This is a genomic window from Rhodospirillaceae bacterium, from assembly GCA_002746255.1.
In the GTDB taxonomy this organism is placed as follows: domain Bacteria; phylum Pseudomonadota; class Alphaproteobacteria.
In genome coordinates this window covers 82,182-105,994 of record NVWO01000001.1, presented here as the reverse complement: position 1 = coordinate 105,994, position 23,813 = coordinate 82,182, and the positions used below count along the sequence as shown (strand labels likewise).

The window sequence follows — 23,813 nt, the reverse complement described above, 5'->3', positions numbered from 1 at the left end:
TTTCCAAAACCACCGGATTAAAATTATTTAGATTTGCGTGCGATGGCCGTCGCGATGTCCGCAACAACGCGGCCAATCAGCGCTTCGTCTTTTCCCTCCGCCATGATACGGATGACGGGTTCGGTGCCGGATTTGCGTATCAGCAACCGCCCATCTTCGCCAAGGCTCGCCTCGCCCTGCGCAATTGCATGCCGGACTTCCGCCTTTTCAAGGGACGTCGGTTCATCAAAACGGACACTGCGAAGAAGCTGAGGCAGGGGGTCAAAACAATGCACAACCTCGCTTGTCGCCCGCTTGGCGCGCACAATTTCCGCCAGCACCTGAAGCGCCGCAATCAGGCCGTCCCCGGTTGTCCCAAAATCCCCAAAGATAATATGGCCGGATTGTTCGCCGCCGACGTTGTAGCCATGGGTGTGCATATGTTCAACAACGTAACGGTCGCCCACCTGCACACGGGCAAGCGAGAGTTCGTACTTCTGCAAATAGTGTTCAAGGCCCAAATTAGACATGACGGTGGCGACGATGCCACCGCCGCGAAGCCGGCCCCTTTCCTGCCAGGACCGGGCAATCAACGCCATCACCTGATCGCCATCCACAAGCCTGCCGGTTTCGTCCGCCAGCACCATCCGGTCCGCATCGCCGTCAAGGGCAATGCCCAGATGCGCCCCGTGGGCGCGAACCGCCTCGCACATCGCCGCCGGCGCCGTCGAACCGCAATCCCGGTTGATGTTCCGCCCGTCCGGCGCAACCCCGATCGGAATGACCTCGGCGCCCAATTCCCAAAGAACGGTGGGGGCCACCTTGTAGGCGGCACCATTTGCACAATCAACGACGATGCGCAGCCCGTCCAGCGTCAGTCCGCGTGGAAACGTCGTCTTGACGTGTTCCGTGTAGCGCCCAAGCGCATCTTCCAGGCGCATCGCACGGCCCAACCCATCCGAAGGCACAAGGTCCTCCTTGGCGCCATTGTCGATGCGGCACTCGATCTCGGCCTCGATTTCGTCGGAAAGCTTGCGCCCGTCCGGGCCAAACAGCTTGATGCCATTGTCCTGATAAGGGTTGTGAGACGCCGAAATCATGACGCCGATATCCGCACGCAGGGACCGCGTCAGCATGGCAATGGCCGGCGTCGGCATGGGGCCGACGAGAATCACGTCCATGCCCATCGAGATGAACCCCGCCGTCAGCGCCGGTTCAAGCAAATAGCCGGAAAGCCGCGTGTCCTTGCCAATAATAGCCCGGTGGCGATGGTCCCCACGAAGAAACTGACGCCCGGCAGCCATGCCGATTTTCAGGGCGGTTTCCGCCGTCATCGGCTCTTGATTGGCTGTCCCGCGAACCCCGTCCGTCCCGAAAAGTTTCCGCATCCCCAAACCCTTCCAAAAACAAAAGCCCTAAACCCAAGATGGAAATTGCAACAGAAGACCCTGAATGGCAAAGAAAATTTAGCGGCCACTGCGCAAAGACAACCAGACATCGATCGCCTGTCGCGTAACCGGCACGTCATGAACCCGAAGAAACTGCACACCCTGATTTAAGGCGGCAAGACCGGCGGCGATGGAGGCCGCAAGGCGCGCACGCGGCAACATGTCGGAGCGTCCCCCGGCAAGAAAGCTTTTGCGCGAAACCCCGACGAGGATCGCCGTGCCAAGGCCGTGAAAAAGAGAAAGCGTCTCCAAAAGAGCCAGATTATGAGCCAGCGTCTTACCAAAACCGATCCCGGGATCGACGCAAAGATCGCCGCGCGGCATGCCCGCGTCCTCACAGGCCGCCACGCGCCCCTCAAGGTAATCAAAGACATCAAGAACAACGTCGTCATAAATGGGCGCGTTTTGCATTGTCTGGGGGGTGCCCTGCATATGCATCAGCACGACCTTGGCGTGGTGCCGGGATGCCAGGGGCAGCGAGGCCGCCTCATGGGTCAAAGCCGTCACATCGTTCAACACGCACGCGCCCGCGTCCAGTGCGCGCGCCATGACATCGGCATGGCGACTGTCGAGAGAAACAACAGCGCCACGCGCGGCAAGGTCGCGGACAACCGGAAGAACACGCCGGCATTCTTCTTCAACGGCGACGGCATGCGCGCCCGGCCGGGTCGATTCGCCACCAACGTCAACAATCGCCGCACCGCCCTCACCAAGCAGACGGCCCCAGGCAATGGCGGCGTCCGGGTCGGCATGCTCGCCACCATCCGAGAAGCTATCGGGGGTGACGTTGAGGACACCGAAAAGATGCGGCGGGTCCAATGGGAAACCAGCAAAGGCCGGACGCGTTGCCGTTACATTTGCGGCAAGCCCGGCAATCCTGTCGGCCACCTGGCCGCCGCACTCATGCGCCCAAGCTTCAATCTCGGCCAAGGGCGCACGCCAACGGCGCGTCGGCCGCCCCCCTTCGCCACGAACCACCAACTCACAGCAACGAAAGGCCATGGGGCCACCGGCCAGGGGAAAAGCAGCCCCCGCCGCAATCGCGGCCCTGGCGCTGGCACCGGCAAGCAGATCGCACGGACGCAGGTAAAGCCTGCCCAGCGCGGCCACATCCGGTCCGGGAGGCCATGGAGCATCTTGCCAATCCGGCATCGAATGAAAAAGACTAGCCGTCCGGCTGGGGCGTCGGCGCCAACCCGCCTTCCGGCCCCTCTTTACCTTCTTCCGACTTTTCATCCCCGCTCGAAGGCACAGAAGACTGCGGCGCATTCCCGTCCGAATCCTCCGCCTCCTCACCAGGACGATGGATGGGCTCGCCCTTCAAAAGGGCTGCAATCTCGTCGCCGCTAAGGGTTTCATATTCCAGCAACCCCTTGGCAAGAATTTCCAGCTTGTCGCGCTGTTCCGAGAGAATTTTCCTGGCTTGCGCCAATGCTTCCTCGACAATTCTACGAACTTCCGAATCGATCAGCGCAGACGTCGCGTCCGAAATGTTCTGGGTTTGCGTCACGGAATGTCCCAGAAAAACCTCTTGTTCATTCGCCTTATAGGCAAGGGGGCCGAGTTTGTCGCTCATTCCCCATTCCGTCACCATGCGGTGCGCCATCTGCGTCGCCATGGCAATGTCCTGAGAGGCGCCGGTTGTCACCTGATCGTGGCCGAAGACAAGTTCTTCCGCCACCCGGCCACCCATCGCCACGGCCAGATCCGCTTCCAGCTTCGCCCGCGACATGGAAATCCGGTCGCCCTCCGGCAGCCGCATAACCAGGCCAAGCGAGCGGCCGCGCGGAATGATCGTCGCCTTATGAATGGGGTCGGATTCTTCCATGTTGACGGCGACAAGCGCATGGCCCGATTCGTGATAGGCGGTCAGCTTTTTTTCTTTTTCGGTCATGACCATGGAACGGCGTTCGGCCCCCATCATCACCTTGTCCTTGGCCTCCTCCATTTCCGCCATCGTGACAAAGCGCTTCATCTTGCGCGCCGCCAGAAGGGCCGCCTCGTTCACAAGGTTCGCAAGGTCCGCGCCCGTAAATCCAGGCGTCCCGCGCGCAATGATCCTCGCATTGGCATCCGGCGCAATCGCCACCTTTTTCATGTGAACCTTCAGGATCTTCTCCCGGCCGACGACGTCAGGAACCGGCACAACCACCTGTCGGTCAAAGCGCCCCGGGCGCAGCAACGCCGGGTCCAGCACATCGGGGCGGTTCGTCGCCGCGATGATGATGACACCCTCATTCGCCTCAAAGCCGTCCATCTCGACCAAAAGCTGGTTCAGGGTCTGTTCGCGCTCGTCATTGCCGCCGCCAACGCCCGCGCCCCGGTGCCGGCCAACGGCGTCGATTTCATCGATGAAGATCAGACAGGGCGCGTTTTTCTTGCCCTGTTCGAACATGTCGCGCACACGGCTGGCACCGACACCGACGAACATCTCGACAAAGTCCGAACCGGAGATCGAGAAGAAAGGCACGTTCGCCTCGCCGGCAATGGCGCGAGCCAGCAACGTCTTGCCCGTGCCGGGGGCCCCGACCAGCAAAACGCCCTTTGGAATTTTTCCGCCAAGACGCTGGTAGCGCTGCGGGTCTTTCAGAAAATCGACAACTTCTTCAAGTTCCTGTTTTGCCTCGTCGATGCCGGCAACATTGTCGAAGGTAACGCGATCGCCATGCTTGGTCAGCATGCGGGCACGGGATTTGCCAAACCCCATCGCCTTTCCGGCGCCGCCCTGCATCTGCCGCATGATAAAAATCCAGACCCCGATCAAAAGCAGCATCGGGAACCAGGAGATAAGGATGCTGAAGAGAGACGGCACACCTTCTTCGCTCGGTGCGGCGGTAATCCGCACATTGTGCAGCGTCAGCCGGTTCACAAGCTGGGGGTCGTCCGGCGCATAGGTCGCGAACGGTCGGCCATCCTGAGAATGGCCACTAATCTGGTGTCCCTGGATCGTAACATCGCGAACCCGTCCGCCATCAACCTCCGCAAGGAAGTCCGAGAAGGCGATTTCCGGAACGGCTTCGTTCGAACTCGGTGCCTGAAACAGGTTGAACAGGGCTATCACCAACAGCACGATGATGACCCAAAGCATCAGATTCTTCCTGAAAATGTTCACGACTTTTTCACGTCTCCGTTGCGCCGGCCCGGTTTCTTAAGGCCTGGTTGCTTACCCTCCCCCGGCACGCACACGCGCACCGCCAGAGGCAAATTCTAACACGCAGGCCACCTTGTCCAACCACATTAAGGCATACCCGTTGTAAAGATAGTGCCTGACCCGGCTTACGCAACCGTAAAAGTGGCGCCGGCCAAAGGCTCGAATGGCTCGAAATCCAGACGTTTCAAAAATTTTCCGCCCCCACGATCGTAGCCAAGATGGGGAACCAGAAACACGCCCCGGCGGTCCCAGATCGCCGGCAGCGTCGACCGGACGGCGACAGGAAGGCGGCTTTGTCGCAAGGCCGGTTCAACCGCCACGATTTCGGCCCAGCCTTGCGCGCCAAGCCGCTGAAGACGCCAGGTCTTCGCCTGCTTCGCCCAGGGGCTTCCCGCCTTTGCCGGTGCCGTCTCGACAACAAAGCGCCCATCCCAGCGAAAACAGGCCCCGGGAAGAACGGGCTGGGGCACTTCTTTCCGCATCTCGCGGCAAATAAGAACGCTTTCCGCCTCGACAAGCACCCGGCAACCGCCAAGCGTACGGCCAGATCGGAATTCCCCTTGCGCAAGGGCTGTCGCAAGACGCGCAATCCGCGCGCGGCGTGGCACATGAACGCCGCCACCAACGACGCGCAACAGCCGGCCAAGGGCGGCGCGCGCACATTCCGGCGATGCCGCCAGAAAGGCCGCCTTGGCTATACGCGCGTAGCCTTCCGGATAAAGCGTTGCCTGTTCCGCCAAAAGGGCCGCCGTCGCCCCTTCAAGTTCGGCGCGCGAATGCGCCAATTGCCGCGTCATTTCGACAAGCCGCTCCACTGTCACCCCTTCTCGGCCCAGAACCGGCAGAACTGCCCGAATGCGCACACGTGCAAACGCGCGATCCTCGTTGGACGGATCTTCGATCCACGGCTGATCTGCCGTCTCAAGAATCTTGCGAAGACGCGCGCGCGGCACGTCCAGCAAGGGGCGAAGCAGGCGCAGATGCGTCCGCTCAGAGATCGACGCCATCCCGGCAAGGCCTTCGAGGCCGCTGCCCCGCGCCAGGCGAAAAAGAAATGTCTCGGCCTGGTCTTCCCTTTGATGGGCCAGCAGCAGATGCAAAATGCCCTCTTTCCGGCAGCGTTCCATCAACAGGGCATAACGCGCATCGCGCGCCGCCGCCTGAATGCCGGTTTTAGGCTTCGCACCCTCCCAACGAAGAATGCGATGCGCAATGTGGTGCGAACGAAGCCAGGTGCCGACCTGGCGCGCTTCCATTGCCGCCTCGGCGCGCAGGCCATGATCCACCGTCAAGGCCAGCACCGCACCGCCGCGCGCGCGCGCCCATGCGTCTGCAAGCAGCACAAGCGCCATGCTGTCCGCGCCGCCGGAAACGGCGACACCAAGCCGGGGTTGCGCTTCGAAGGGCCCCAACGCCCCCATGCGTTCTGAAAATTTTTCTATGTCCATGGGCATCCGTCCGCCGGATATCCAGAAAAAATACTTACGGGCAGCCGTTCCGCTTGCGCTCTGCCTCGGCGCGCTGAAAAACGGCCGAAGGAAGTTTGGGGAATTCTTTTTTGAGCCGGCTCAAGGTGGCGCAGGCTTCTTTCTTATCGCCGATATTTCCCAAGGATTTTGCCAGCTTAAACAGATTGTCCGGTGCCTTGGAACCTTTGGGGTTCTTCTGATAACCCTGAAGAAAAATCACGGCTGCCTGGCGGAAATCGTTCCGCACATAATAGGTTTCGCCAAGCCAGTAGGTCGCGTTCGGTGCAAGCCGATCCTCAGGATAGGCCTCCAGAAAGGCCTTCAATTCACGTTCCGCCTCCACATATTCGCGACGGCCAAGCAGTGAAAAGGCATGGGCATAGGCTTCTTTCGGCGGCAGGCTTACCGCCTTTGCCGCCACGTCGCCGCCGGGCTCGGACGTCGCCGCAACGGCGGACGTCTCGGACGCTGACGTCTCAGACGTCGGCGAACCTTCCATCACGGCCCCCGCCTGGCCAGTGCCGTCTTGTTTGCTGCCAGCGAGCCTGACTTCGATGGCAGCAAGGCGAAGCTCAAGATCGCTGGTTAAAAGGTCGAGGCGCTCGCCAAGTTCGGAGAGCCGGAATTGGACTTCTTCGACCTTGCCTGTAAGGCCGCGAATTTGCGTTTCAATTTCGGCAAAGCGAAGTTCCGCGCGGGCCGCCGGCGGCGGCGCATCCGTATCGTTCACCAGCGAACCTATCACTGGCGAAGAAGGCGTCGCCCCATCGCGGTAAAACTCACGCTGCAAATTTTGCAGGTCACGTTCCAGACGGTCGAGCCGTTCCACAAGGGCACCGGCCCCCAGACCCTGGGCCAGGGCTGGCGTCGCCAAAAGCAACGGCAAGGTAACGAGCATCGCCAGAAGACGGCCATAAAAAAGGGCCGATCCTGCCCCGCCGCACAAATGCCGCGCTATCCCCTTCTCCGTTTTCCGAAACGGCATTTTCATTCCTTAAACACACGTCGTCCGCCAGGCCCAAAAGGTTCTTATCGAACCTGAAGGCCAGACGGACGGTGAATTCAAAAAGGGCGTCGTCGCTTGGGCTAGGATGTTTAGTTGACTTTCGTCACGCCGCGGCGGTTCTGCGTCCAGGCCGCATCATTATGGCCAAGGGCCACCGGCCGCTCTTCGCCGTAACTGATCGTCATAATCCGGCTTGTCGGTACGCCAAGGGCAACAAGATAATCTTTCACCGCATTCGCACGACGTTCACCAAGCGCCAGGTTGTATTCCCGCGTGCCCCGCTCATCACAATGGCCTTCAATTGTAATGTTAAGGCTCGATTGCTGCTTCAGCCATGTGGCTTGCGCCTGCAGAATCTTCTGGGCGTCTGCGCGTATTTTATAACTGTTGAGATTAAAAAAGATCCGGTCGCCAATCTTGGCGACAAGTTCCTGCTGGGAACTCATCCCGCTGTAACCGCCGGAACCTCCGGAACCTCCGGCGCCGCCAGCACCTCTGGACCCCCCTGCACCACCGGTCTGCGTTTCGCAGGCGGTGAGAAGAACCAATGCCGCAATGGTAACAAAAATCCGACGCATCGACGTAATCTCCTGATCGAGAACCTGGGTGTTTAAACCACGTGAGTGGTTTACAAAATCTAAAGAATCTTCCGCCACCCTGTCTCCCGGTGACCTGTGCGCCGCCTTCCAGAAAAATCTGGCGTCCAGCAACCGTTCTCCCGCTATTTCCCGGGAATTTTAACCATACTTGCTCGAAATCACGGAATCAAGGGGGACCAGGCCGGATCGGACGCATCAAGCGGGGTGACCACTTCACGCTCGTTGCGGCCTGTGAGATCGATCGAATAAAGGCGCACACGATCACCGTAACCGTTCGCATCGCCTGGAATTTGCCGGAAAAACATAAGGACCCGTCCGTTCGGAGCCCAAGTGGGGCCCTCGTCGCGGAAGCTCTCCGTCAGCAACCGCTCACCACTGCCGTCCGGTTTCATGACGCCAATGAAGAAGCGGTTTTTATAAATCTTCGTAAAAGCGATCAGGTCGCCGCGCGGCGACCACACCGGCGTGCCGTACCGTCCCTTCCCAAAACTTGTCCGGTGGATGTTTCTGCCGTTCTTGCTCATGACATAAAGCTGCGGCGAACCACCACGATCGGAGTTAAAGACAATCCGATCGCCTTGGGGCGAGAAAGAAGGCGACGTGTCGATCCCCGAATTCGTCGTCAGGCGTTTTGCCTTTCGCGTGTCCAGGTCCATGACATAAATGTCGGAATTCCCGTCCTTCGCATAACTCATGACAACTTGCGAATCGTCGGGCGAAAAGCGCGGCGCGAACGTCATGCCTGAAAAATCACCAAGGCGTTCCTGCACACCGGTTTCAATGTCGAAAAGGTAAACGCGCGGAACGTCGCCATAGTAAGAAAGAAACACGATCTTCTGCGCCGTCTTCGAGAAACGCGGCGTCAGAATAAGCGTTCGTTCATCGGTGAGAAACCGATTGTTTTCACCGTCCTGATCCATGATCGCAAGGCGCTTTATCCGCTGTGTCGCCAGCCCGCTCTCGGCGACATAAACAATCCGCGTATCGAAATAGCCTTTCTCGCCGGTAATGCGTTCATAGATTGAATCTGAAATTTTATGCGCAACGCGGCGCCAGTTTTCCGGCTGCGTGTGATAGGCCAGCCCCTGCATCTGCTGTTCCGCCACAACGTCCCAGAGGCGAAATTCCACCCGCAGCCGCCCATCGCGAAGCAGTTCAACCCCGCCATTGATTAAAGCCTGGGTTCCGATAACGCGCCAATCCGCGAATCGCGGCTGGATGTTGAGCGGGATTTTTTTCTCAATATACGCCCTCGGGTCAACGCCCTGGAAAAGGCCGGAACGCTCCAGGTTGGCGAGAACAACAAACGCGATTTTCTGGCCGACTTCCCCCGCGTGACCCGTTTTCCCCATAAAATCCTGAATGGCGATGGGCAAAGGCTCGACCACGCCTCGCGTGATATCGATCCGAAGCTCCGCATGGGCAGGCGAGAAAAGAAACATGAAAAACAGGGCCGCAAAGGCAAACCGCCAGGCGCACCGTCCTTTTCTTGCTCGTTTTTTCTGACGGTCGGTCATGTTCCAAGCATTTCCTTCGGGTTGAAGCTAAGGGTAAAGATCTTCCACAGCTCGTACTTTTCCGGCGGCAGCCGAAGCGGGCTGCATCGCGGATTGATGACCGCACGATACGCGCTTTCCGCTGCAGTCCGAAAGAAGGGATCGTGTTGCATGCGCTCCGCGTCCAGAATTCTAGMCTTGCGAATGGTGCCGTCCGGATTGACGTGCACCCGGATCTCGACAATCAGGTCCTCGGCGTTCATCGCCCCCACCGGCACGTTCCAACAGCGGCTGATCTGGCTGCGAATGGCGTCCAGTTCACTCAACGTCAACCGGCTCGCCACATCGAAACGCTTTGGTGCCTGCACAATCTCCGGCGTCGGCTTGGCAGCCACTTTCWCTTCAGGCTGGCGAAATTTTTCCACCGTCTTGAGCACCGAAGCAAAGGGATCCGGGGCGGCTTCCTTTGGCTTCGGGCGAAGTTTCGGTTTCGCCACCGGCTTTTCAACCTTTAGTTTCGGTAGGGGTTTCGGCTTCGCAACCGGCTTTTCGACCTTTGGTTTTGGCAATGGCTTTGGTTTCGCCACCGGTTTGCGTGGCAGCGGATTTTCGCTGATCTGGCTTGGCTTTTGCCTTTCGGCGGCAGGTTTACGTTTCGGCTTCAACGACGGCGGCGGCAATTTCGGCAGATTTGTCTTATGGGAAATCTGCACAAAATCGACAACGATCGGGTAGTCATCCTGAAACGCCGGTTTAAACAACGCCGGCACCCCAAAATAGGCAATAAGCACCGCCATCACGTGGAAAATAAACGAACTGAGCAGGCCATCGCGCATATAAAACTACTTTTTCCGGGCCGGACCTTGTCCCTCGCCAGGCGTGCGGGCGACGAGGCCGACACGGCTAAACCCGGCGGCGCTGATTGTGCTCATCACGTCCATGACACGCCCGTAGTTGATTGCCTGATCCCCACGGATGAAGATCCGCGTTTCCGGGTTGTTGCCGCTGATTGCGACCAGCCGTGGTGCAAGATCCACAATGTCAATTTGCGTTTCCTGAAGAAAAACATCGCCATCCGCGTTCACGGAAACAACCAGCGGCTCTTCCTGGCCGCTCAGATTTCCGGCTTCGGATTTTGGCAGTTCGACCGGCACGCCCACCGTCATCAATGGCGCCGTGACCATAAAGACGATGAGCAGAACGAGCATGACATCAACCATCGGAGTGACATTGATTTCGCTCATCGGACGAAGGGACCGGCGCCCGGCGCGTCTGCCGCCCGCACCGCCACCCGCACCGCCACCCATCGCTAGCTTGTCCCCTCGGCTTCGCGCGCCAAAATGGCGCTGAATTCGTCGGAAAAACCATCGATGCGGTTCGCATAGCCGTTCAGCCCATTCGAAATCTTGTTATAGGCAACCACCGCCGGAATGGCGGCGACCAACCCCATCGCCGTCGCAAACAGGGCCTCGGCAATGCCGGGGGCCACAACCGCCAAAGACGTGTTCTTCGAAATTGCGATGGATTGAAAGCTGTTCATGATGCCCCAGACCGTGCCGAAAAGACCGATGAAAGGTGCCGTCGAGCCGACGGAGGCAAGGAAGGTCAGGTGGCGCTCCAACGCCTCCAGCTCGCGACCAAGAGTCAGGCGCATGGCGCGATCGACCCGTTGCAGCACGCTGCCGGTTCGCGTTTCCGACATCGCCGCCTTCCCTTCGGAGCCAAGCTTCCATTCCCGCATGCCGGCACCGAACACCGCCGACATCGGGTCCTTCGGGTTGACACCAACACGCTCGTAAAGATGAAGCAGCGATCCGCCCGACCAGAAAGCTTCCTCAAAACTATCGGCAATCGCGCGCAACCGGCGCAGCTTCATCAATTTGTCAAAGATGATTGCCCAACTCCAAAAAGACGCCGCCAGCAGCAGCAGCATGACCGCCTGAACAATCGGGTCGGCCTGCATAAACAAGCCCCACGCCGACATGTCCGTCGACGCGACCGACTGCCCCACGGCAACAGATTCGATAATCTCATTTTCCATCAAGCACTCCGTCTCGTCTTGGATGCGCGCACCTTCGGTGCACTCACCTTGAATGGGGAACGCAACAGCCCTGCCTTCAGGGCGTCACGCAATTCCGTCGGCATGCGGACAACTTTACCATCGCCATCCATACAAGCCATGCGCACCGTCAGGTGGACAAGCGTTTTTCCATCCCGCCGGATCGTTTGGACAACCTCAAGGCTGGCACCTTGAAGGTTAATAAGCTGCGTTTCAATGTCGAGCCAGTCATCAAGACGGGCCGGCGCAAAATAATCGACGGCACAACTGCGAACGGCGAAGGCGACCCCATGGGTCTGGTCCGTTCGCGCAAAGCCGAGGCTTCGCAGAAGTTCCGTGCGCGCCCGTTCGGCAAAATGCAGGTAATTCGCGTAATAGACAATCCCCGCCGCATCCGTGTCTTCGTAATAGACGCGAACGGAAAAACAATACCCCCCATCGCCGAATGGCGTTGAAGCCTGGGTCATCGCCCCTCCCCCTTGCCGCCGCCTTCAAGAAGGTCAAACTGGGTAAGGGTTTTCGGCGCCTCCAGCCCAAGGTGGCGGTAAGCAATCGCGGTCAGCATCCGCCCGCGTGGCGTACGCTGGATAAAGCCCTGCTGAATAAGGAAAGGTTCAATCACTTCCTCGATCGTATCGCGCTGTTCGGAAAGACCGGCGGCAAGGGTATCGACGCCGACAGGACCGCCGGCATAATGCTCGGCAATACGGGAAAGGTAGCGCCGGTCCATCGCATCAAGGCCAAGCACATCGACGTCAAGCTGGCATAACGCCGCGTTCGCAGCCTTGGCATTGATCGATTTTACCTTCCCAACGGAGGCAAAGTCGCGCACGCGGCGGAGAAGACGCCCGGCCACTCTTGGCGTGCCGCGGGAACGCCGGGCAATTTCAGCGGCCCCGTCTGCCGTCACATTCATTTCCAGAAGAGCGGCGCCCCGGCGCACGATCGTTTCAAGTTCGTCGGGCTGGTAAAATGTTACGCGCATCGGAATGCCAAACCGCTCGCGAAGCGGTGACGTGATCAACCCCGATCGCGTGGTGGCCCCCACCAGGGTAAAGGGAGGCAGATCGATGCGCACGGAACGCGCCGCCGGACCTTCGCCGATCACCAGGTCCAGTTGAAAATCTTCCATCGCCGGATAGAGAACTTCTTCAACCGCCGGGTTCAGCCGATGGATCTCATCGATAAAGAGAACGTCCCGTGGTTCCAGGTTTGACAGAATCGCCGCCAAATCGCCCGCACGCGCAATCACCGGCCCCGATGTTGCCCGAAACCCGGTGCCAAGCTCGCGGGCGACGATCTGGGCAAGCGTCGTCTTGCCAAGGCCCGGCGGCCCATGGAAAAGAACGTGGTCCAGGGCCTCCCCCCGGGCGCTGGCCGCTTCGATAAAGACACGGAGATTTTCGCGCAGGCTTTCCTGGCCGATAAAATCCGCAAGTTTTTTCGGTCGCAGCGACACATCCGGCACATCCGCCGTCACACGGTCGCCTTGCACAACCCGCTCCTCCGTCACGACGCCAGCTCCTTCAGGCCCGCCTGAATCAAGGCTGCAACCGGCGCCTCTGCACCCAAATCACGCTGCGCCCTGACAATGGCGCCAAAGGCTTCATCCCGCCGGTAGTTCAGATTGACAAGCGCCGAAACCGCGTCCGCTGCAACGCCATCCGCAACACCGCCACCTTTCACCGCAACGCCGCCAAGGACCAGCTTGCCGGCCTTGTCCTTTAATTCGCTGACAACGCGCCCGGCAAGCTTCGCACCCACACCCTGGGCCTGGGTGATCGCAGGCGCGTCGGCGGCGGCAATGGCCTGGGCCAGTGCGTCCGGCTCCAACACAGAAAGAACGGCCAACGCCGCCTTCGCACCAACCCCCTGAACGGTCAGCAGAAGCCGGAACCAGGCGCGCTCGCCAACATCGGCAAAGCCRWACARRTGGATRTGGTCTTCGCGCACATGGGTGTCGATAAACAGAGACRCTTGCACGCCTGCACCCGGCAGGGTGCGAAGCGTACGCGCAGACGCATAAACAAGATAGCCGACGCCACCGACATCAACGACGATGCCGTCCCCATCGGCTTCATTGAGAATGCCGGTCAATTTGGCARTCACAGGCGCGCCTCCTTTTTTGCCCCATCCGTCCAACGCTGCCAGGTCGCCCGATGATGGGCGTGACAAATTGCTACGGCCAGCGCATCGGCGGCATCTTCTGTTTCCGGCCGGGCGCCGGGAAGAAGGGTCCCAACCWTCATGCCGATTTGTTTTTTTGTCGCATGGCCAGTGCCGACAACGGATTTCTTGATGAGAGTCGTCGAATATTCCGCAACGGCAAGGCCCGCTTTCGCCGGTGCCAGCAACACAACCCCGCGCGCAAAGCCAAGCTTTAACGTCGTCGCCGGGTTGCGATTGACAAAGATGTCTTCGACCGCCGCCGCATCGGGCTGGTAGGCCGCAATCACTTCACAAAGGCCATCATAAAGCTGGACCAGACGTTCGGACATCGGCGCGGCGTCATCAGAGCGCACGGCACCGTCCCCCACATGGCGCAATCGATTGCCATCAACATCGATCACACCCCACCCTGTTCTTCGAAGACCCGGATCAAGACCGAGAAGTCGCATGCCCCTACCCTTGGAAATTTTGCCTGCTCACGCACTTAACTTTGCGAGCGCGGCATCGGAAATTTCATAATTCGCCGAAACCGTCTGCACATCGTCATTGTCTTCCAGCACTTCAATCAGGCGAAAAAGGGTTTCCACGTCGTCATCGCTTACCGGCGCCGTCGTCTTCGGCTTCCAGACCAAGGCGGCGCTATCCGGCGCCCCGAATGTTTTTTCAAGGGCCTCGCGAACCGCATTAAAATCGTCCGGCGCACAAGTAACCTCGTGCAGCGTCGCGTCCGTCTCAACATTTTCCGCACCGGCTTCCAGGGCCGCTTCGAAAAGAACCGCTTCGGCAACCTTATCCACCGGATATTGAAGCATGCCGACGCGCTCAAACTGGAAAAGCACGCTGTTGATTTCGCCAAGACTGCCGCCATGCTTGTTAAAGGCGGTCCGGATTTCGGCTGCCGAACGGTTGCGGTTGTCCGTCAACGCCTCGACGATCAGGGCCGCCCCGCCCGGGCCATAGCCTTCGTAGCGGATTTCCTCGTAATTGACGCCGTCATCGTCACCGGCACCGCGCCGGATCGCACGTTCAAGGGTGTCCTTCGGCAAATTCGCCGCCCGCGCCGTCATCACGGCCGTGCGCAGCCTGGGATTGCCGTCCAGATCGCCGCCGCCGGCACGTGTCGCCACGGTCAGTTCACGGATGATTTTCGTGAACAATTTGGCGCGCTTCGCATCCTGCGCGCCCTTGCGGTACTGGATGTTCTTGAATTTGGAATGGCCTGCCATTCGAATCTACGCTGGGCTTGAGGGACAAGTGTCCCCTTCTATATCAGATGATGGGGGCCAATGCACGAAAGCCGTAGGCGTTGCCGCCTTTTTCAGGCATCGGACCCGGTGGCGTCCGCCGCGCCATCAAGGGGCCAGGCCGGGGCTTAAACTTCCTCAATTCGCAACTGGCCATCCCCAACCCATATTTTGCACTGAAACTCGCAATACGCTGCGTCCGGCGTGGTTGCCCTCAACGTCACGGCGTATTTTTCTTCAGCGTCCAACCACGGCAATTGCTCTGCCGTACCCATCGTCATAAAGCTGTCGTGACATTTAAATTTGCTAGGCTCCCGTGATTCGCCATAGGTCACAAGCGGAATGAAAATATGCTCTCCTGCCGCAAGCGATACCCCCTCTTTCAGCACCCACGGACCGTCGTATTCGGTAGGAGGCATCACGGATAATATTTTAACGGAGCAATTAGAAATCGGCTTGCTTCGGTCAATGTTTTCTAGCTTCAAATTTAACGTCCGTCTGATCTCATATACATTTGGCCCGATATCACAATAAGGCCCGCTCTCGCTGATTGTCATCTTGATGGCTGGCGTTTCATCCTTAAGGGCCAATGAAGAGGTGGGAGTGTACTTGGGGCGTATGAGGTGCCAAACCCACCTCCCGATGAATATGAGTACTATAACCCCGACAGTCCCGGCAGCTACGATAACCGCGTTTTCTAAAGTCTCGAATTTCCCGATAAGCGTAGCTGCTATAGTCCCGACAAACCCGATAAGCGCAACTGCTATAGTAGGATTCAAACTCATAGCCCTATTAACAAGTTAGGGTGCCAAAGTTTGATTATACTAAACAGCTATGCTGCCATCAACCGATTGAAAATAAATGATTAATTAGCCTCGCCTGTAGATAGGCCAGATGATGGGGGCCAATGCACGAAAGCCGTAGGCGTTGCCGCCTTTTTCAGGCATCGGGTCCGGCGGCTTCCTCCGCGCCATCCAGCGGCCAGGCCGGGGCCAGGCGACCGCCGATGCGAAGGGGGGCCACGCGCGTTGCCAGACCGGTTTTCGGGTCCGTCTCGACGAAGACGCCGCAAAGGCTCGCCTCGCCGTCCGCCGGGCTGAAGGGTTCCGTGCGAAGCGGGCGGAGGAAGCGCTTGATCGAGATTTCCTTTTTCATGCCGATCACCGAATCGTAATCGCCGCACATGCCAACGTCGGAAATATACGCCGTGCCGTTGGTAAGAATCTGGGCGTCCGCCGTTGGAATATGGGTGTGGGTCCCGGCAACCAGGCTTACCCGCCCGTCCAGATATTGGCCCATGGCCATCTTCTCGCTCGTCGCCTCGGCATGCACGTCAACGAAGATGGCGGCAACGGTGGCGCCCAGACGATGGTTGGCGAGAATTTTTTCCACCGCTGCAAACGGGTCGTCGACAGGCTCCATGAAAAGACGGCCCATGACTTGTAGGACAAGCACACGCTCTCCCTTCGCCGTCGTATAAAGCCCGCTGCCGACCCCCGGCGTCGATTCCGGATAGTTCAACGGCCGCAGCAATTTCGGGTCCGAATCGATATAGCCGACGATTTCACGTTGCGCCCAGGCATGATTGCCAAGGGTCAGCACATCGACCCCGCCCGCATAAAATTCCTCACAAAGCCGTTTCGTAATGCCAAAGCCGCCAGCGGCGTTCTCGGCATTCACAACAACCAGATCCAGTTGCAGCTTCTCGCGAAGCTCCGGAACATGCGCGAGGATCGCTTCGCGCCCGGAACGCCCCACCACATCGCCGCAAAAAAGAATTCGCATCCCCTGTCCTCAACCTATCCGTATGGCTTCACATTCCGTCACGACCCAACCCAGGGCTACATCGTCCCCCGCCGTAGGAACGGCGGCAAGCTCCTGGCCGGCATAGGCGAGACCGACTGCAAGCAACGCGCCTGCCCCACGCAGGGCGGCAATCGACCGGTCGTAATAGCCGCCACCATAGCCAAGCCGGTGGCCCGTCCTGTCAAAGGCCAAAAGCGGCACCAGCAACAGGGTTGGCGTCACCATCGCCGCCGCCGCCAGCGGCGCCGGAATGGCGTGCGCCCCGGGTTCCAGCACGTCGCCCGGTCGCCACGCCCGAAAACAAAGCGGCGATCCCACTTTTTCCACGACCGGAAGGGCGCATTGCCAGCCCGCTTCGTCAAGGGCCTTCAGCAAAGGCCGGGGATCTATTTCGTCCCCAATCGGCCAATAACCACCGACAATTTTCGCGCCAGCATCTGCGCCGCCCGCCTTCCCGGCAACGCGCCAGGGAACGCAATCGAGAAAACACGCCGCCATGGCGGTTGCCGCGCCCGCGCCCGCCGCCACGGCCACATGCCGACGACGGGCCTTCGCTTTTTCCCGAACGGCTTTCTTGTTTTGCTTGTCGATGGGCGGATTCAAAGGCTGGAACTTTTGCCGCAGGCTGAAATTTTTACCGAAAAAGGTGGGTAAAGCTGCGCTGGCCGTCGGCGCCTGATATCCTCTGTGGCCTGCAAGTGCAGGTGGGCACCATGTACCGGGACCACGATCCCGGCAGGGACAGCTCCCTAGAGGTGTGTATTGGCCCCAGGGATTTCAGCACCTTACGCACCGCGAAGCCTTACCCGAACGTCCACTCTAGGCAGAAATCAGCCGGTCGGCAATGCCCTCGATCCGTGCTGCCAAAGCATTGAGCTTTTCGGCGGCGCGATCCGCGCCTCCCGAGGTCTTGTTTTCGTCCTTCAGCTTCGCCAGATCCCCATAGGCCTCGGCCAGCTCATCGGCGATCAACAGCGATGCCATGACAAGAAGCCGCGCATCCCCCGCCTGACCGACCGACGTTACAAGCCCCGCAACCCGTTCATCGACGACGGTGGCAAGCCGCTCAAGATGTTCTTCCTGGCCATTGTCGCAGGCAATATCATAGGCCCGCCCGTTGACCGATATGCTGACCTGGCCCATTTTATTCCCCCAATACCCGGCGCAGATTGCCAATCGCGGAATCAACACGTCCCGTCACGTCACGCAACGTGCTGTCGCGCAACGTGCTGTCGCGCGGCGTTTTGCCGTCTTCGGTTTGCGAGACGCCCACGGTTTGCGAGACGCCCACATCCGCTGCGGGGGCCGTCTGGGCGCGAGCTTTTATCGCCGCTTCGAGGCGAGCGATGGCGTACTCCAGCCGCTTCTCTGCTGCCTCCACATCCGACATGGCCGATCCCCCGAATTTTGTGGCTTTTTGCTGTGCGCCCTTGACGCAACCGTGGCAGAATACGCCTTGCCTCCTTTTGACGTCAACCGCGCCCGGTTCCGGTTGACGTACGCGCGAGAGAACGGCATTTTCCAGACTGATTGCAGGATTGGAATCAACAGTGGAACCTGGAATCAACAGACTGGCCGCCGAGGGCGTGGCCGGAAAACGCCCGGAAAAGGAAAAGAAGCAAGCATGACAATTCGGATTGGGATCAACGGATTTGGGCGCATCGGTCGGCTCGCCCTGCGCGCAATCGTCGAAAGCACCAGAGACGATCTGCACGTGGTCGGCATCAACGATTTAGGCCCTGTGGAAACGAACGCGCATCTCCTGCGCTATGATTCCGTCCATGGGCGCTTCCCGACCGACGTAAAAACAAACGGCAACATGATTGACGTCGGCCAGGGGCCGATGCGCGTCACCGCCGAGCGCGAACCAAAAAATCTCGCCTGGGGTGACTTAAACGTCGATGTCGTCATGGAATGCACCGGCCGTTTTCTCAAACGCGAGATGGCGGCACAGCATCTTGAAGCCGGCGCAAGAAAAGTCCTGCTTTCCGCGCCGGCGGGCGATCCGGACCTGACGGTCGTCTATGGCGTCAACCACGAACGCCTTGAAGCCGGCATGACGATCGTCTCAAACGCGTCGTGCACAACAAACTGCCTGGCACCCGTCGCCGACGTTCTGCACAAGACCGTCGGCATCGAAAAGGGCTTCATGACAACCGTTCATTCCTATACGTCGGATCAGCACGTCGTCGATGGCCTGCACAAGGATTTGCGCCGCGCGCGCGCAGCCGCCACCTCGATGATCCCGACCTCGACAGGCGCGGCACGTGCCGTTGCCCTTGTGTTGCCGGAGTTGAAGGGAAAGCTCGACGGCACGGCCATTCGCGTGCCCACCGCGAACGTCTCGATGATCGACCTCACCTTCCTGGCCGCCAGGGAAACCACCGTCGACGCGATTAACGCCGCCATGCGCGACGCGGCAAACGGACGGCTGAAAGGCGTTCTGGCCGTTACCGACGAACCCCTCGTCTCGACCGATTTCAACCACGACACACACAGCAGCACCCTTGACCTGCTTGAAACCCAAGTGGTCGGCGGCACCCTCGTCCGCGTCCTTTCCTGGTACGACAACGAATGGGGCTTTGCGAACCGGATGCTGGACACGGCAGCCCATATGGGGAGCCTCGGCTAGGCATGGCGCGTGACACCGTCACGCGTAACACCACCCTGCGTCGCGCCGTCATCGTCCATGACCTCCCCCAGGCCCTCGCCGCGCTTGCCGCCGCGCAAAAGCTGAACCGGCCGATCCGCCTGCACACGCCTCACGGTGCTGCGAGTTGCGCCGGCGCTGGCTATTTTCAGAAAATTGCCGAACTCGCGCACCGGCAATATCCCGATGTCGATGCGGTCTTCGTGCTGGACTGCGGCGCCTCCCCGGGCCAGGCCCTTGGCGCAATTCGCACCGGCTGGAAACACATTCGCCTCGACGCCAAGCGCGCGGCCCTTGCCAAAGTCGCCGACATCGCCGAACAGGCCAGCGCGACCCTCGATACCGGGACGACACCGACCCTCGATCTGCTGGAAACACCGGACCCGGAATCCGCCGCCATTGCGTGGCTGAAACGCCGCCGTTAGGTTATATATGTGCGCCCTTGGTGCAATCGAACCCGAACCATTTTCAGGAAGCGACCGTCCCACCATGAAGCTTAGCCCCCGCGTTCAAAAAATTCTCTCCGCTTACGAAGGCGAAAGCCGCGACGCAAAAGAAAACCTGGCGCGCATCCTGATGCATGGCCGCCTTGGCGGCACCGGCAAACTTGTCATTCTGCCGGTCGATCAGGGGTTCGAACATGGCCCGGCGCGAAGTTTTGCGTCCAACCCGGACGCCTATGATCCGCACTACCATTATCAATTGGCAATCAATGCCGGCCTTTCGGCCTATGCCGCCCCGCTCGGCATGCTGGAAGCCGGCGTGGACAGCTTCGGCGGTCAGGTGCCGACCATCCTGAAGATGAACAGCGCCAACAGCCTCAGCCGCGCCAAAGAGGGGGCCAATCAGGCGGTGACGGCGTCCGTCGAAGACGCGCTGCGGCTCGGCTGCGCGGCCGTGGGCTTTACGATCTATCCAAGCTCGGACAAGGCCTATGCCATGTTTGAAGAACTGCGCGACGTTGCCCGCGAAGCCAAAAAAATGGGCCTGGCCGTCGTCGTCTGGTCCTACCCGCGCGGCGGCGAGCTTTCGAAGGAAGGCGAAACGGCGGTCGATATCATCGCGTATGCCGCCCATATGGCCTGCCTTCTTGGCGCACATATCGTAAAGGTGAAACTGCCCACCGATTATCTGGAACTCGACGCCGCAAAAAAGGTCTACGAAAAAGAAGCCATTGATATTTCAACGCCGGCCGCACGCGTGCGCCACATCGTCCAGTCCTGCTTCCAGGGCCGTCGCCTCGTTGTCTTTTCCGGCGGTTCGGCAAAAGGCCTCGACAGCCTCTATGACGATGCGCGCGCCATCCGCGATGGCGGCGGCAATGGGTCGATCATCGGACGCAACACCTTCCAGCGCCCGCGCGAGGATGCCTTAAAGATGCTGGACCGCATCATCGGCATCTATCAGGGGAACGACTGATTTCAAATCATCCGACCCGCCTTTACCTTTTGACCCCGCCGCAAATCGATCCAAAGAAATTCGCTGAAACCTTAGCCGAAGCCCTGGATGGCGGTGATGTCGCCTGCGTTCAGCTGCGCCTGAAAGCGGCTTCGAACGATGCCGCTCACATGGACGCAATCCGCATGGCGGCCGAAGCCCTTCTCCCCATCTGCCACGCCCGAGACGTTCCCCTGCTGATCAACGACCAGCCCAAACTGGCAAAGGAAGTGGGCGCGGACGGGGCCCATATCGGCCAGCAGGACACCCCCTATGCCGAAGCCCGCGCCATCCTTGGAGAAGACGCCATCCTCGGCGTGACGTGCCACGATCAGCGCCACCTGGCGATCGAGGCCGCCGAGGCCGGTGCCGATTACGTCGCCTTCGGCGCCTTCTATCCAACGCCGACAAAGGCGACGGAATCCCACCCAGACCCCGAAATTCTGACCTGGTGGCACGAAACGACAACCGTTCCCTGCGTCGCCATCGGCGGCATTAACGTCGAAAATTGTGCGCCCCTCGTGGCGGCAGGGGCTGATTTTCTAGCCGTGCTTCACGGAATTTGGGCGTATGAAGACGGCCCTGGGCAAGCGGTYCGTGCCTTTAACMGCGTCATTTCCAAAGCCGCCCAAGCCGGGCCGCCGCCAGCAACACCATGAAGCGATTTCCCACGCGCGCCGTTGCGTATAGATTGACGACCTGATAGCTTCCGCGCCGCTTTTCCAGAACAAATGGGCAGGACAAATGAAGATCAGCGGCAACGCCATACGCCCCGGCATGGTGATCGAACACAAGGGACGGCTTTGGGCCGCTGTGAAAACCCAGCACACCCAGCCCGGCAAGGGGGGTGCCTATCTACAGGTTGAACTCCGCGACATTCGCAACGGCACAAAGCTGAACGAACGCTTTCGTTCCAGCGAGAATGTCGAACGCGCCCGCCTCGACCAGCGCAATCACCAATACCTCTACCGCGAGGACGAGAACCTCACCTTCATGGACACCAAGACCTTCGACCAGGTCACGCTCCACCAGAATCTGGCGGGCGAAGCAATCGACTTTCTTCAGGACGACATGATCGTCATCATCGAATCCTACGAAGGGGAGCCGGTGGGCGTGAAATTTCCGGACTCGACCATCTGCACCATCGCGGAANCCGATGCCGTTGTGAAAGGACAGACGGCAGCGGCATCCTTCAAACCAGCCCTGCTCGACAACGGCGTGCGCATCTCCGTACCGCCGCATATCGAGGCAGGCACGCGCATCCTCGTCAACATCGCCGAACGCGCTTACGTCGAACGGGTCAAAAACTGATGGCCATCCGCTCCGCACTCATCAACGTGATGGAAGGTGCCGCCCGCAAGGCGGCACGCTCGCTCGTGCGCGACTTTGGCGAAGTTGAACAACTGCAGGTTTCAAAAAAGGGGCCGGGTGATTTCGTCACAAACGCCGATTTGAAATCCGAGCGCATCCTGCGCCGGGAGTTGACCCACGCACGGCCCGATTACAGCCTGCTGCTTGAGGAAAGCGGTGCCACGGAAGGAAAGGACCCGAGCCATGTCTGGCTTGTCGATCCCCTGGACGGCACGTCGAATTTTCTTCACGGCATCCCGCATTTCAGCATCACGATCGCGTTGCAGCACGAAGGCAAAATCGTTGCCGGGGTCATCCTCGACCCCATCCATGACGAATTTTTCTGGGCGGAAAGGGGCTGCGGCGCGTTTTTGAACAACCACCGGCTGCGCGTTTCGGCCCGAAAAAAACTGTCAGACTCCCTGCTCGCCTATGGCGAACCCTTCGGCGGACGGCCTGGAAAAGACGCCTTCGCAAGGGTTCTCCCCATCATGATGGAACAGACGGCTGGCATTCGCCGCTCCGGCGCTGCCGCGCAGGATCTGGCCTATGTCGCGGCCGGGCGTTTCGACGGCTATTGGGAGGAAGGTCTGAAACCCTGGGACATGGCCGCCGGAATTCTGCTTGTCCAGGAGGCGGGCGGCTATGTGACGGAAATCAACGGCGGCAGAAACATGCTGCAATCGGGCAGCATCCTTGCCACGAATGACGCCCTCTATTCCAGCGTCGCCACCCTCCTGCGCACGGCGTATAAAGACCCTGGAAGTATGGTAACGGATTGATTAACGACAGGAATCTTTTGGACCCCATTGTCTGATGGCAGCCGCTGGGCTAAGGTTTCGACCATGTTCCACCGTCCCCGTTTTCATCGCCCCCTCTCGACCGGCCTTTTCCTCGCTAGTGGGTTCGCCTTTATTGGTGCAACCGCCATCGGCGCAAGCGCCCTTGCGGAAACCGTCATCGTCGGCGGCACCGGCAAGCCAAGCGTTACCGTCGATCTGAGCGTGCTTGAGGAACTTGGTGCAGCGCCAATGGTGCCCAGGCTTCTCATGCCGGGACCCGGCGGACCGACGCGCAACGGCACCATCACCTTGCGCCGGCCTGGCACCACGACGCAAACGACAGCGCCGGTGGCCGCGCCAAAACCAAAAATTGTGCTGACACCGCCGCCCCTTAAAAAAGCGCCGTTGGTAGCGAAGAAAGCACCGCCGGCACCCGTTGTTGCGATGCCGGAAGCGCCTGCGGCAGTCAAAGAAGCGCCTGCGGCAGTCAAAGAAGCGCCTGCCCTTAAGAAAACACCGCTGGTGGCCGCGCCAAAACCAAAAATTGTGCGGACACCGCCGCCCCTTAAAAAAGCACCGTCGCCAATGGCTGAACCCGGGCCCAGGATTCTGCTGACGCCGCCGCCCCCGGTGCGCCCAGCGTCCCCAGCGTCCATTATCACGATGCCGGACGCGCCACCGCCGCCGGTTGTTCTAATGGAGCCAAAGGCCCCGCCGCCACCGGTTGCTCGAACCGAGCCAAAAGCCCCGTCCAAGAAATCAGCAGCATCGGCCACGCCTGCCAAGAAAGCCGCCTTCGAGGAGACGGCAAAACTGCCCCCGGCAAGCGCGCCGCTTGAACCCGGCAAACCCATTCAGGTCGTCTTTGGAAGCGAAAGCGCGCTGCTTTCTGACAAGGCGAAGGCAAAACTCGAAAAATTTGCCGTGCATTTAAAAAGCAATCCTGGCCTTCGCATCCAGCTTTTGGCCCATGCCAGCGGCACCGAAGAAGCCGCAAGCCAGGCACGCCGCTTATCCCTTTCGCGCGCCCTTGTCGTTCGCTCCTTCCTGATCGAACAAGGCCTTCCCAGCATTCGCATCGATGTCCGCGCGCTCGGCAATAAGGGAAGCGGAAAACCGGCCGACCGCGTCGATCTCGTCTTTACCGACGGCTAATCACGCCGGCCAC

At 59.8% G+C, this 23,813-nt stretch carries 27 protein-coding genes and 1 other RNA gene; 7 read left to right on the top strand and 21 right to left on the bottom strand.

Going from position 1 to position 23,813, the window contains the following annotated elements; genetic code table 11:
- Positions 1 to 23: 23 nt before the first annotated feature.
- The 21 genes from COA65_00545 to COA65_00445 all read right to left on the bottom strand — a co-directional run bounded on the left by COA65_00545 (position 24) and on the right by COA65_00445 (position 17,816).
- Entirely contained in the window at positions 24 to 1,367 is a 1,344-nt protein-coding gene (locus COA65_00545; GenBank protein PCJ61486.1) for a phosphoglucosamine mutase, read from the bottom strand.
- A 78-nt stretch (positions 1,368 to 1,445) separates the two neighbouring features.
- Entirely contained in the window at positions 1,446 to 2,579 is a 1,134-nt protein-coding gene (gene folP / locus COA65_00540) for a dihydropteroate synthase (GenBank protein PCJ61485.1), read from the bottom strand.
- Positions 2,580 to 2,592: 13 nt separating this feature from the next.
- On the bottom strand, positions 2,593 to 4,539 hold the full coding sequence (locus COA65_00535) for a cell division protein FtsH (protein ID PCJ61484.1): 1,947 nt from the start codon (positions 4,537 to 4,539) through the stop codon (positions 2,593 to 2,595).
- Positions 4,540 to 4,703: 164 nt separating this feature from the next.
- Complete coding sequence (tilS, locus tag COA65_00530; GenBank protein ID PCJ61483.1) at positions 4,704 to 6,032, bottom strand: tRNA lysidine(34) synthetase TilS; 1,329 nt, start codon at positions 6,030 to 6,032, stop codon at positions 4,704 to 4,706.
- Between the two features lie 28 nt (positions 6,033 to 6,060).
- Positions 6,061 to 7,038 carry a tol-pal system protein YbgF gene (ygbF, locus tag COA65_00525; protein ID PCJ61482.1) on the bottom strand — a complete coding sequence of 326 codons (978 nt, stop codon included), beginning with the start codon at positions 7,036 to 7,038 and terminating at the stop codon, positions 6,061 to 6,063.
- 104 nt (positions 7,039 to 7,142) lie between these two features.
- The gene (gene pal, locus COA65_00520; GenBank protein PCJ61748.1) at positions 7,143 to 7,631 is read right to left on the bottom strand and encodes a peptidoglycan-associated lipoprotein; all 489 of its coding nucleotides are present in this window, start codon (positions 7,629 to 7,631) and stop codon (positions 7,143 to 7,145) included.
- A 179-nt stretch (positions 7,632 to 7,810) separates the two neighbouring features.
- Entirely contained in the window at positions 7,811 to 9,169 is a 1,359-nt protein-coding gene (gene tolB, locus COA65_00515; GenBank protein ID PCJ61481.1) for a Tol-Pal system beta propeller repeat protein TolB, read from the bottom strand.
- The gene (locus tag COA65_00510; protein PCJ61480.1) at positions 9,166 to 9,984 is read right to left on the bottom strand and encodes an energy transducer TonB; all 819 of its coding nucleotides are present in this window, start codon (positions 9,982 to 9,984) and stop codon (positions 9,166 to 9,168) included. Before COA65_00510 ends, tolB begins: the two co-directional genes overlap by 4 nt.
- Positions 9,985 to 9,990: 6 nt before the next feature.
- On the bottom strand, positions 9,991 to 10,455 hold the full coding sequence (gene tolR / locus COA65_00505; protein PCJ61479.1) for a protein TolR: 465 nt from the start codon (positions 10,453 to 10,455) through the stop codon (positions 9,991 to 9,993).
- 2 nt (positions 10,456 to 10,457) lie between these two features.
- Positions 10,458 to 11,189: a protein TolQ gene (gene tolQ, locus COA65_00500; protein PCJ61478.1), complete on the bottom strand. Its 732-nt coding sequence runs from the start codon at positions 11,187 to 11,189 to the stop codon at positions 10,458 to 10,460.
- The gene (ybgC, locus tag COA65_00495; GenBank protein PCJ61477.1) at positions 11,189 to 11,674 is read right to left on the bottom strand and encodes a tol-pal system-associated acyl-CoA thioesterase; all 486 of its coding nucleotides are present in this window, start codon (positions 11,672 to 11,674) and stop codon (positions 11,189 to 11,191) included. Before ybgC ends, tolQ begins: the two co-directional genes overlap by 1 nt.
- Complete coding sequence (locus COA65_00490) at positions 11,671 to 12,720, bottom strand: Holliday junction branch migration DNA helicase RuvB (GenBank protein PCJ61476.1); 1,050 nt, start codon at positions 12,718 to 12,720, stop codon at positions 11,671 to 11,673. The genes ybgC and COA65_00490 overlap by 4 nt, the downstream gene beginning before the upstream one ends.
- Positions 12,717 to 13,316 (bottom strand): Holliday junction branch migration protein RuvA, encoded by a 600-nt coding sequence (locus tag COA65_00485; protein ID PCJ61475.1) that lies wholly within the window; start codon positions 13,314 to 13,316, stop codon positions 12,717 to 12,719. The genes COA65_00490 and COA65_00485 overlap by 4 nt, the downstream gene beginning before the upstream one ends.
- Complete coding sequence (locus COA65_00480; GenBank protein PCJ61474.1) at positions 13,313 to 13,825, bottom strand: crossover junction endodeoxyribonuclease RuvC; 513 nt, start codon at positions 13,823 to 13,825, stop codon at positions 13,313 to 13,315. The genes COA65_00485 and COA65_00480 overlap by 4 nt, the downstream gene beginning before the upstream one ends.
- Positions 13,826 to 13,852: 27 nt before the next feature.
- Positions 13,853 to 14,602 carry a YebC/PmpR family DNA-binding transcriptional regulator gene (locus COA65_00475; protein PCJ61473.1) on the bottom strand — a complete coding sequence of 250 codons (750 nt, stop codon included), beginning with the start codon at positions 14,600 to 14,602 and terminating at the stop codon, positions 13,853 to 13,855.
- Positions 14,603 to 14,748: 146 nt separating this feature from the next.
- On the bottom strand, positions 14,749 to 15,405 hold the full coding sequence (locus tag COA65_00470) for a hypothetical protein (GenBank protein PCJ61472.1): 657 nt from the start codon (positions 15,403 to 15,405) through the stop codon (positions 14,749 to 14,751).
- A gap of 154 nt (positions 15,406 to 15,559) precedes the next feature.
- Entirely contained in the window at positions 15,560 to 16,405 is an 846-nt protein-coding gene (locus tag COA65_00465) for a TIGR00282 family metallophosphoesterase (protein PCJ61471.1), read from the bottom strand.
- Between the two features lie 9 nt (positions 16,406 to 16,414).
- Positions 16,415 to 17,050, bottom strand: a complete 636-nt coding sequence (locus COA65_00460) for a 5-formyltetrahydrofolate cyclo-ligase (protein ID PCJ61747.1) — start codon at positions 17,048 to 17,050, stop codon at positions 16,415 to 16,417.
- Positions 17,051 to 17,075: 25 nt separating this feature from the next.
- Positions 17,076 to 17,232: non-coding RNA, 6S RNA (ssrS, locus tag COA65_00455), on the bottom strand.
- A 13-nt stretch (positions 17,233 to 17,245) separates the two neighbouring features.
- Positions 17,246 to 17,569 carry a cell division protein ZapA gene (locus COA65_00450; GenBank protein ID PCJ61470.1) on the bottom strand — a complete coding sequence of 108 codons (324 nt, stop codon included), beginning with the start codon at positions 17,567 to 17,569 and terminating at the stop codon, positions 17,246 to 17,248.
- A gap of 1 nt (position 17,570) precedes the next feature.
- The gene (locus tag COA65_00445; protein PCJ61469.1) at positions 17,571 to 17,816 is read right to left on the bottom strand and encodes a hypothetical protein; all 246 of its coding nucleotides are present in this window, start codon (positions 17,814 to 17,816) and stop codon (positions 17,571 to 17,573) included.
- 234 nt (positions 17,817 to 18,050) lie between these two features.
- On the opposite strand from COA65_00445, the gene gap reads away from it, so the two are divergent.
- The 7 genes from gap (at position 18,051) to COA65_00410 (ending at position 23,800) form a co-directional block, all read left to right on the top strand.
- Positions 18,051 to 19,058, top strand: a complete 1,008-nt coding sequence (gene gap, locus COA65_00440) for a type I glyceraldehyde-3-phosphate dehydrogenase (GenBank protein PCJ61746.1) — start codon at positions 18,051 to 18,053, stop codon at positions 19,056 to 19,058.
- A 2-nt stretch (positions 19,059 to 19,060) separates the two neighbouring features.
- On the top strand, positions 19,061 to 19,501 hold the full coding sequence (locus COA65_00435) for a hypothetical protein (protein PCJ61468.1): 441 nt from the start codon (positions 19,061 to 19,063) through the stop codon (positions 19,499 to 19,501).
- 64 nt (positions 19,502 to 19,565) lie between these two features.
- The gene (locus COA65_00430; GenBank protein ID PCJ61745.1) at positions 19,566 to 20,495 is read left to right on the top strand and encodes a fructose-bisphosphate aldolase; all 930 of its coding nucleotides are present in this window, start codon (positions 19,566 to 19,568) and stop codon (positions 20,493 to 20,495) included.
- Positions 20,495 to 21,172 (top strand): thiamine phosphate synthase, encoded by a 678-nt coding sequence (locus COA65_00425; GenBank protein PCJ61467.1) that lies wholly within the window; start codon positions 20,495 to 20,497, stop codon positions 21,170 to 21,172. Before COA65_00430 ends, COA65_00425 begins: the two co-directional genes overlap by 1 nt.
- Before the next feature lie 85 nt (positions 21,173 to 21,257).
- Entirely contained in the window at positions 21,258 to 21,824 is a 567-nt protein-coding gene (efp, locus tag COA65_00420; protein ID PCJ61466.1) for an elongation factor P, read from the top strand.
- Positions 21,824 to 22,645, top strand: a complete 822-nt coding sequence (locus COA65_00415) for an inositol monophosphatase (protein ID PCJ61465.1) — start codon at positions 21,824 to 21,826, stop codon at positions 22,643 to 22,645. The genes efp and COA65_00415 overlap by 1 nt, the downstream gene beginning before the upstream one ends.
- 63 nt (positions 22,646 to 22,708) lie before the next feature.
- Complete coding sequence (locus COA65_00410; GenBank protein ID PCJ61464.1) at positions 22,709 to 23,800, top strand: hypothetical protein; 1,092 nt, start codon at positions 22,709 to 22,711, stop codon at positions 23,798 to 23,800.
- Positions 23,801 to 23,813: the final 13 nt, after the last annotated feature.

Coding starts and splice junctions, on each gene's coding strand:
- COA65_00470 (PCJ61472.1), bottom strand. CDS start 15,405: ATGAGTTTGAATCCTACTATAGCAGTTGCGCTTATCGGGTTTGTCGGG.
- folP (PCJ61485.1), bottom strand. CDS start 2,579: ATGCCGGATTGGCAAGATGCTCCATGGCCTCCCGGACCGGATGTGGCC.
- COA65_00545 (PCJ61486.1), bottom strand. CDS start 1,367: ATGCGGAAACTTTTCGGGACGGACGGGGTTCGCGGGACAGCCAATCAA.
- tolB (PCJ61481.1), bottom strand. CDS start 9,169: ATGACCGACCGTCAGAAAAAACGAGCAAGAAAAGGACGGTGCGCCTGG.
- COA65_00430 (PCJ61745.1), top strand. CDS start 19,566: ATGAAGCTTAGCCCCCGCGTTCAAAAAATTCTCTCCGCTTACGAAGGC.
- tolR (PCJ61479.1), bottom strand. CDS start 10,455: ATGGGTGGCGGTGCGGGTGGCGGTGCGGGCGGCAGACGCGCCGGGCGC.
- COA65_00410 (PCJ61464.1), top strand. CDS start 22,709: ATGTTCCACCGTCCCCGTTTTCATCGCCCCCTCTCGACCGGCCTTTTC.
- COA65_00475 (PCJ61473.1), bottom strand. CDS start 14,602: ATGGCAGGCCATTCCAAATTCAAGAACATCCAGTACCGCAAGGGCGCG.
- tilS (PCJ61483.1), bottom strand. CDS start 6,032: ATGCCCATGGACATAGAAAAATTTTCAGAACGCATGGGGGCGTTGGGG.
- COA65_00465 (PCJ61471.1), bottom strand. CDS start 16,405: ATGCGAATTCTTTTTTGCGGCGATGTGGTGGGGCGTTCCGGGCGCGAA.
- COA65_00445 (PCJ61469.1), bottom strand. CDS start 17,816: ATGTCGGATGTGGAGGCAGCAGAGAAGCGGCTGGAGTACGCCATCGCT.
- COA65_00435 (PCJ61468.1), top strand. CDS start 19,061: ATGGCGCGTGACACCGTCACGCGTAACACCACCCTGCGTCGCGCCGTC.
- tolQ (PCJ61478.1), bottom strand. CDS start 11,189: ATGGAAAATGAGATTATCGAATCTGTTGCCGTGGGGCAGTCGGTCGCG.
- COA65_00415 (PCJ61465.1), top strand. CDS start 21,824: ATGGCCATCCGCTCCGCACTCATCAACGTGATGGAAGGTGCCGCCCGC.
- gap (PCJ61746.1), top strand. CDS start 18,051: ATGACAATTCGGATTGGGATCAACGGATTTGGGCGCATCGGTCGGCTC.
- pal (PCJ61748.1), bottom strand. CDS start 7,631: ATGCGTCGGATTTTTGTTACCATTGCGGCATTGGTTCTTCTCACCGCC.
- ybgC (PCJ61477.1), bottom strand. CDS start 11,674: ATGACCCAGGCTTCAACGCCATTCGGCGATGGGGGGTATTGTTTTTCC.
- COA65_00450 (PCJ61470.1), bottom strand. CDS start 17,569: ATGGGCCAGGTCAGCATATCGGTCAACGGGCGGGCCTATGATATTGCC.
- ygbF (PCJ61482.1), bottom strand. CDS start 7,038: ATGAAAATGCCGTTTCGGAAAACGGAGAAGGGGATAGCGCGGCATTTG.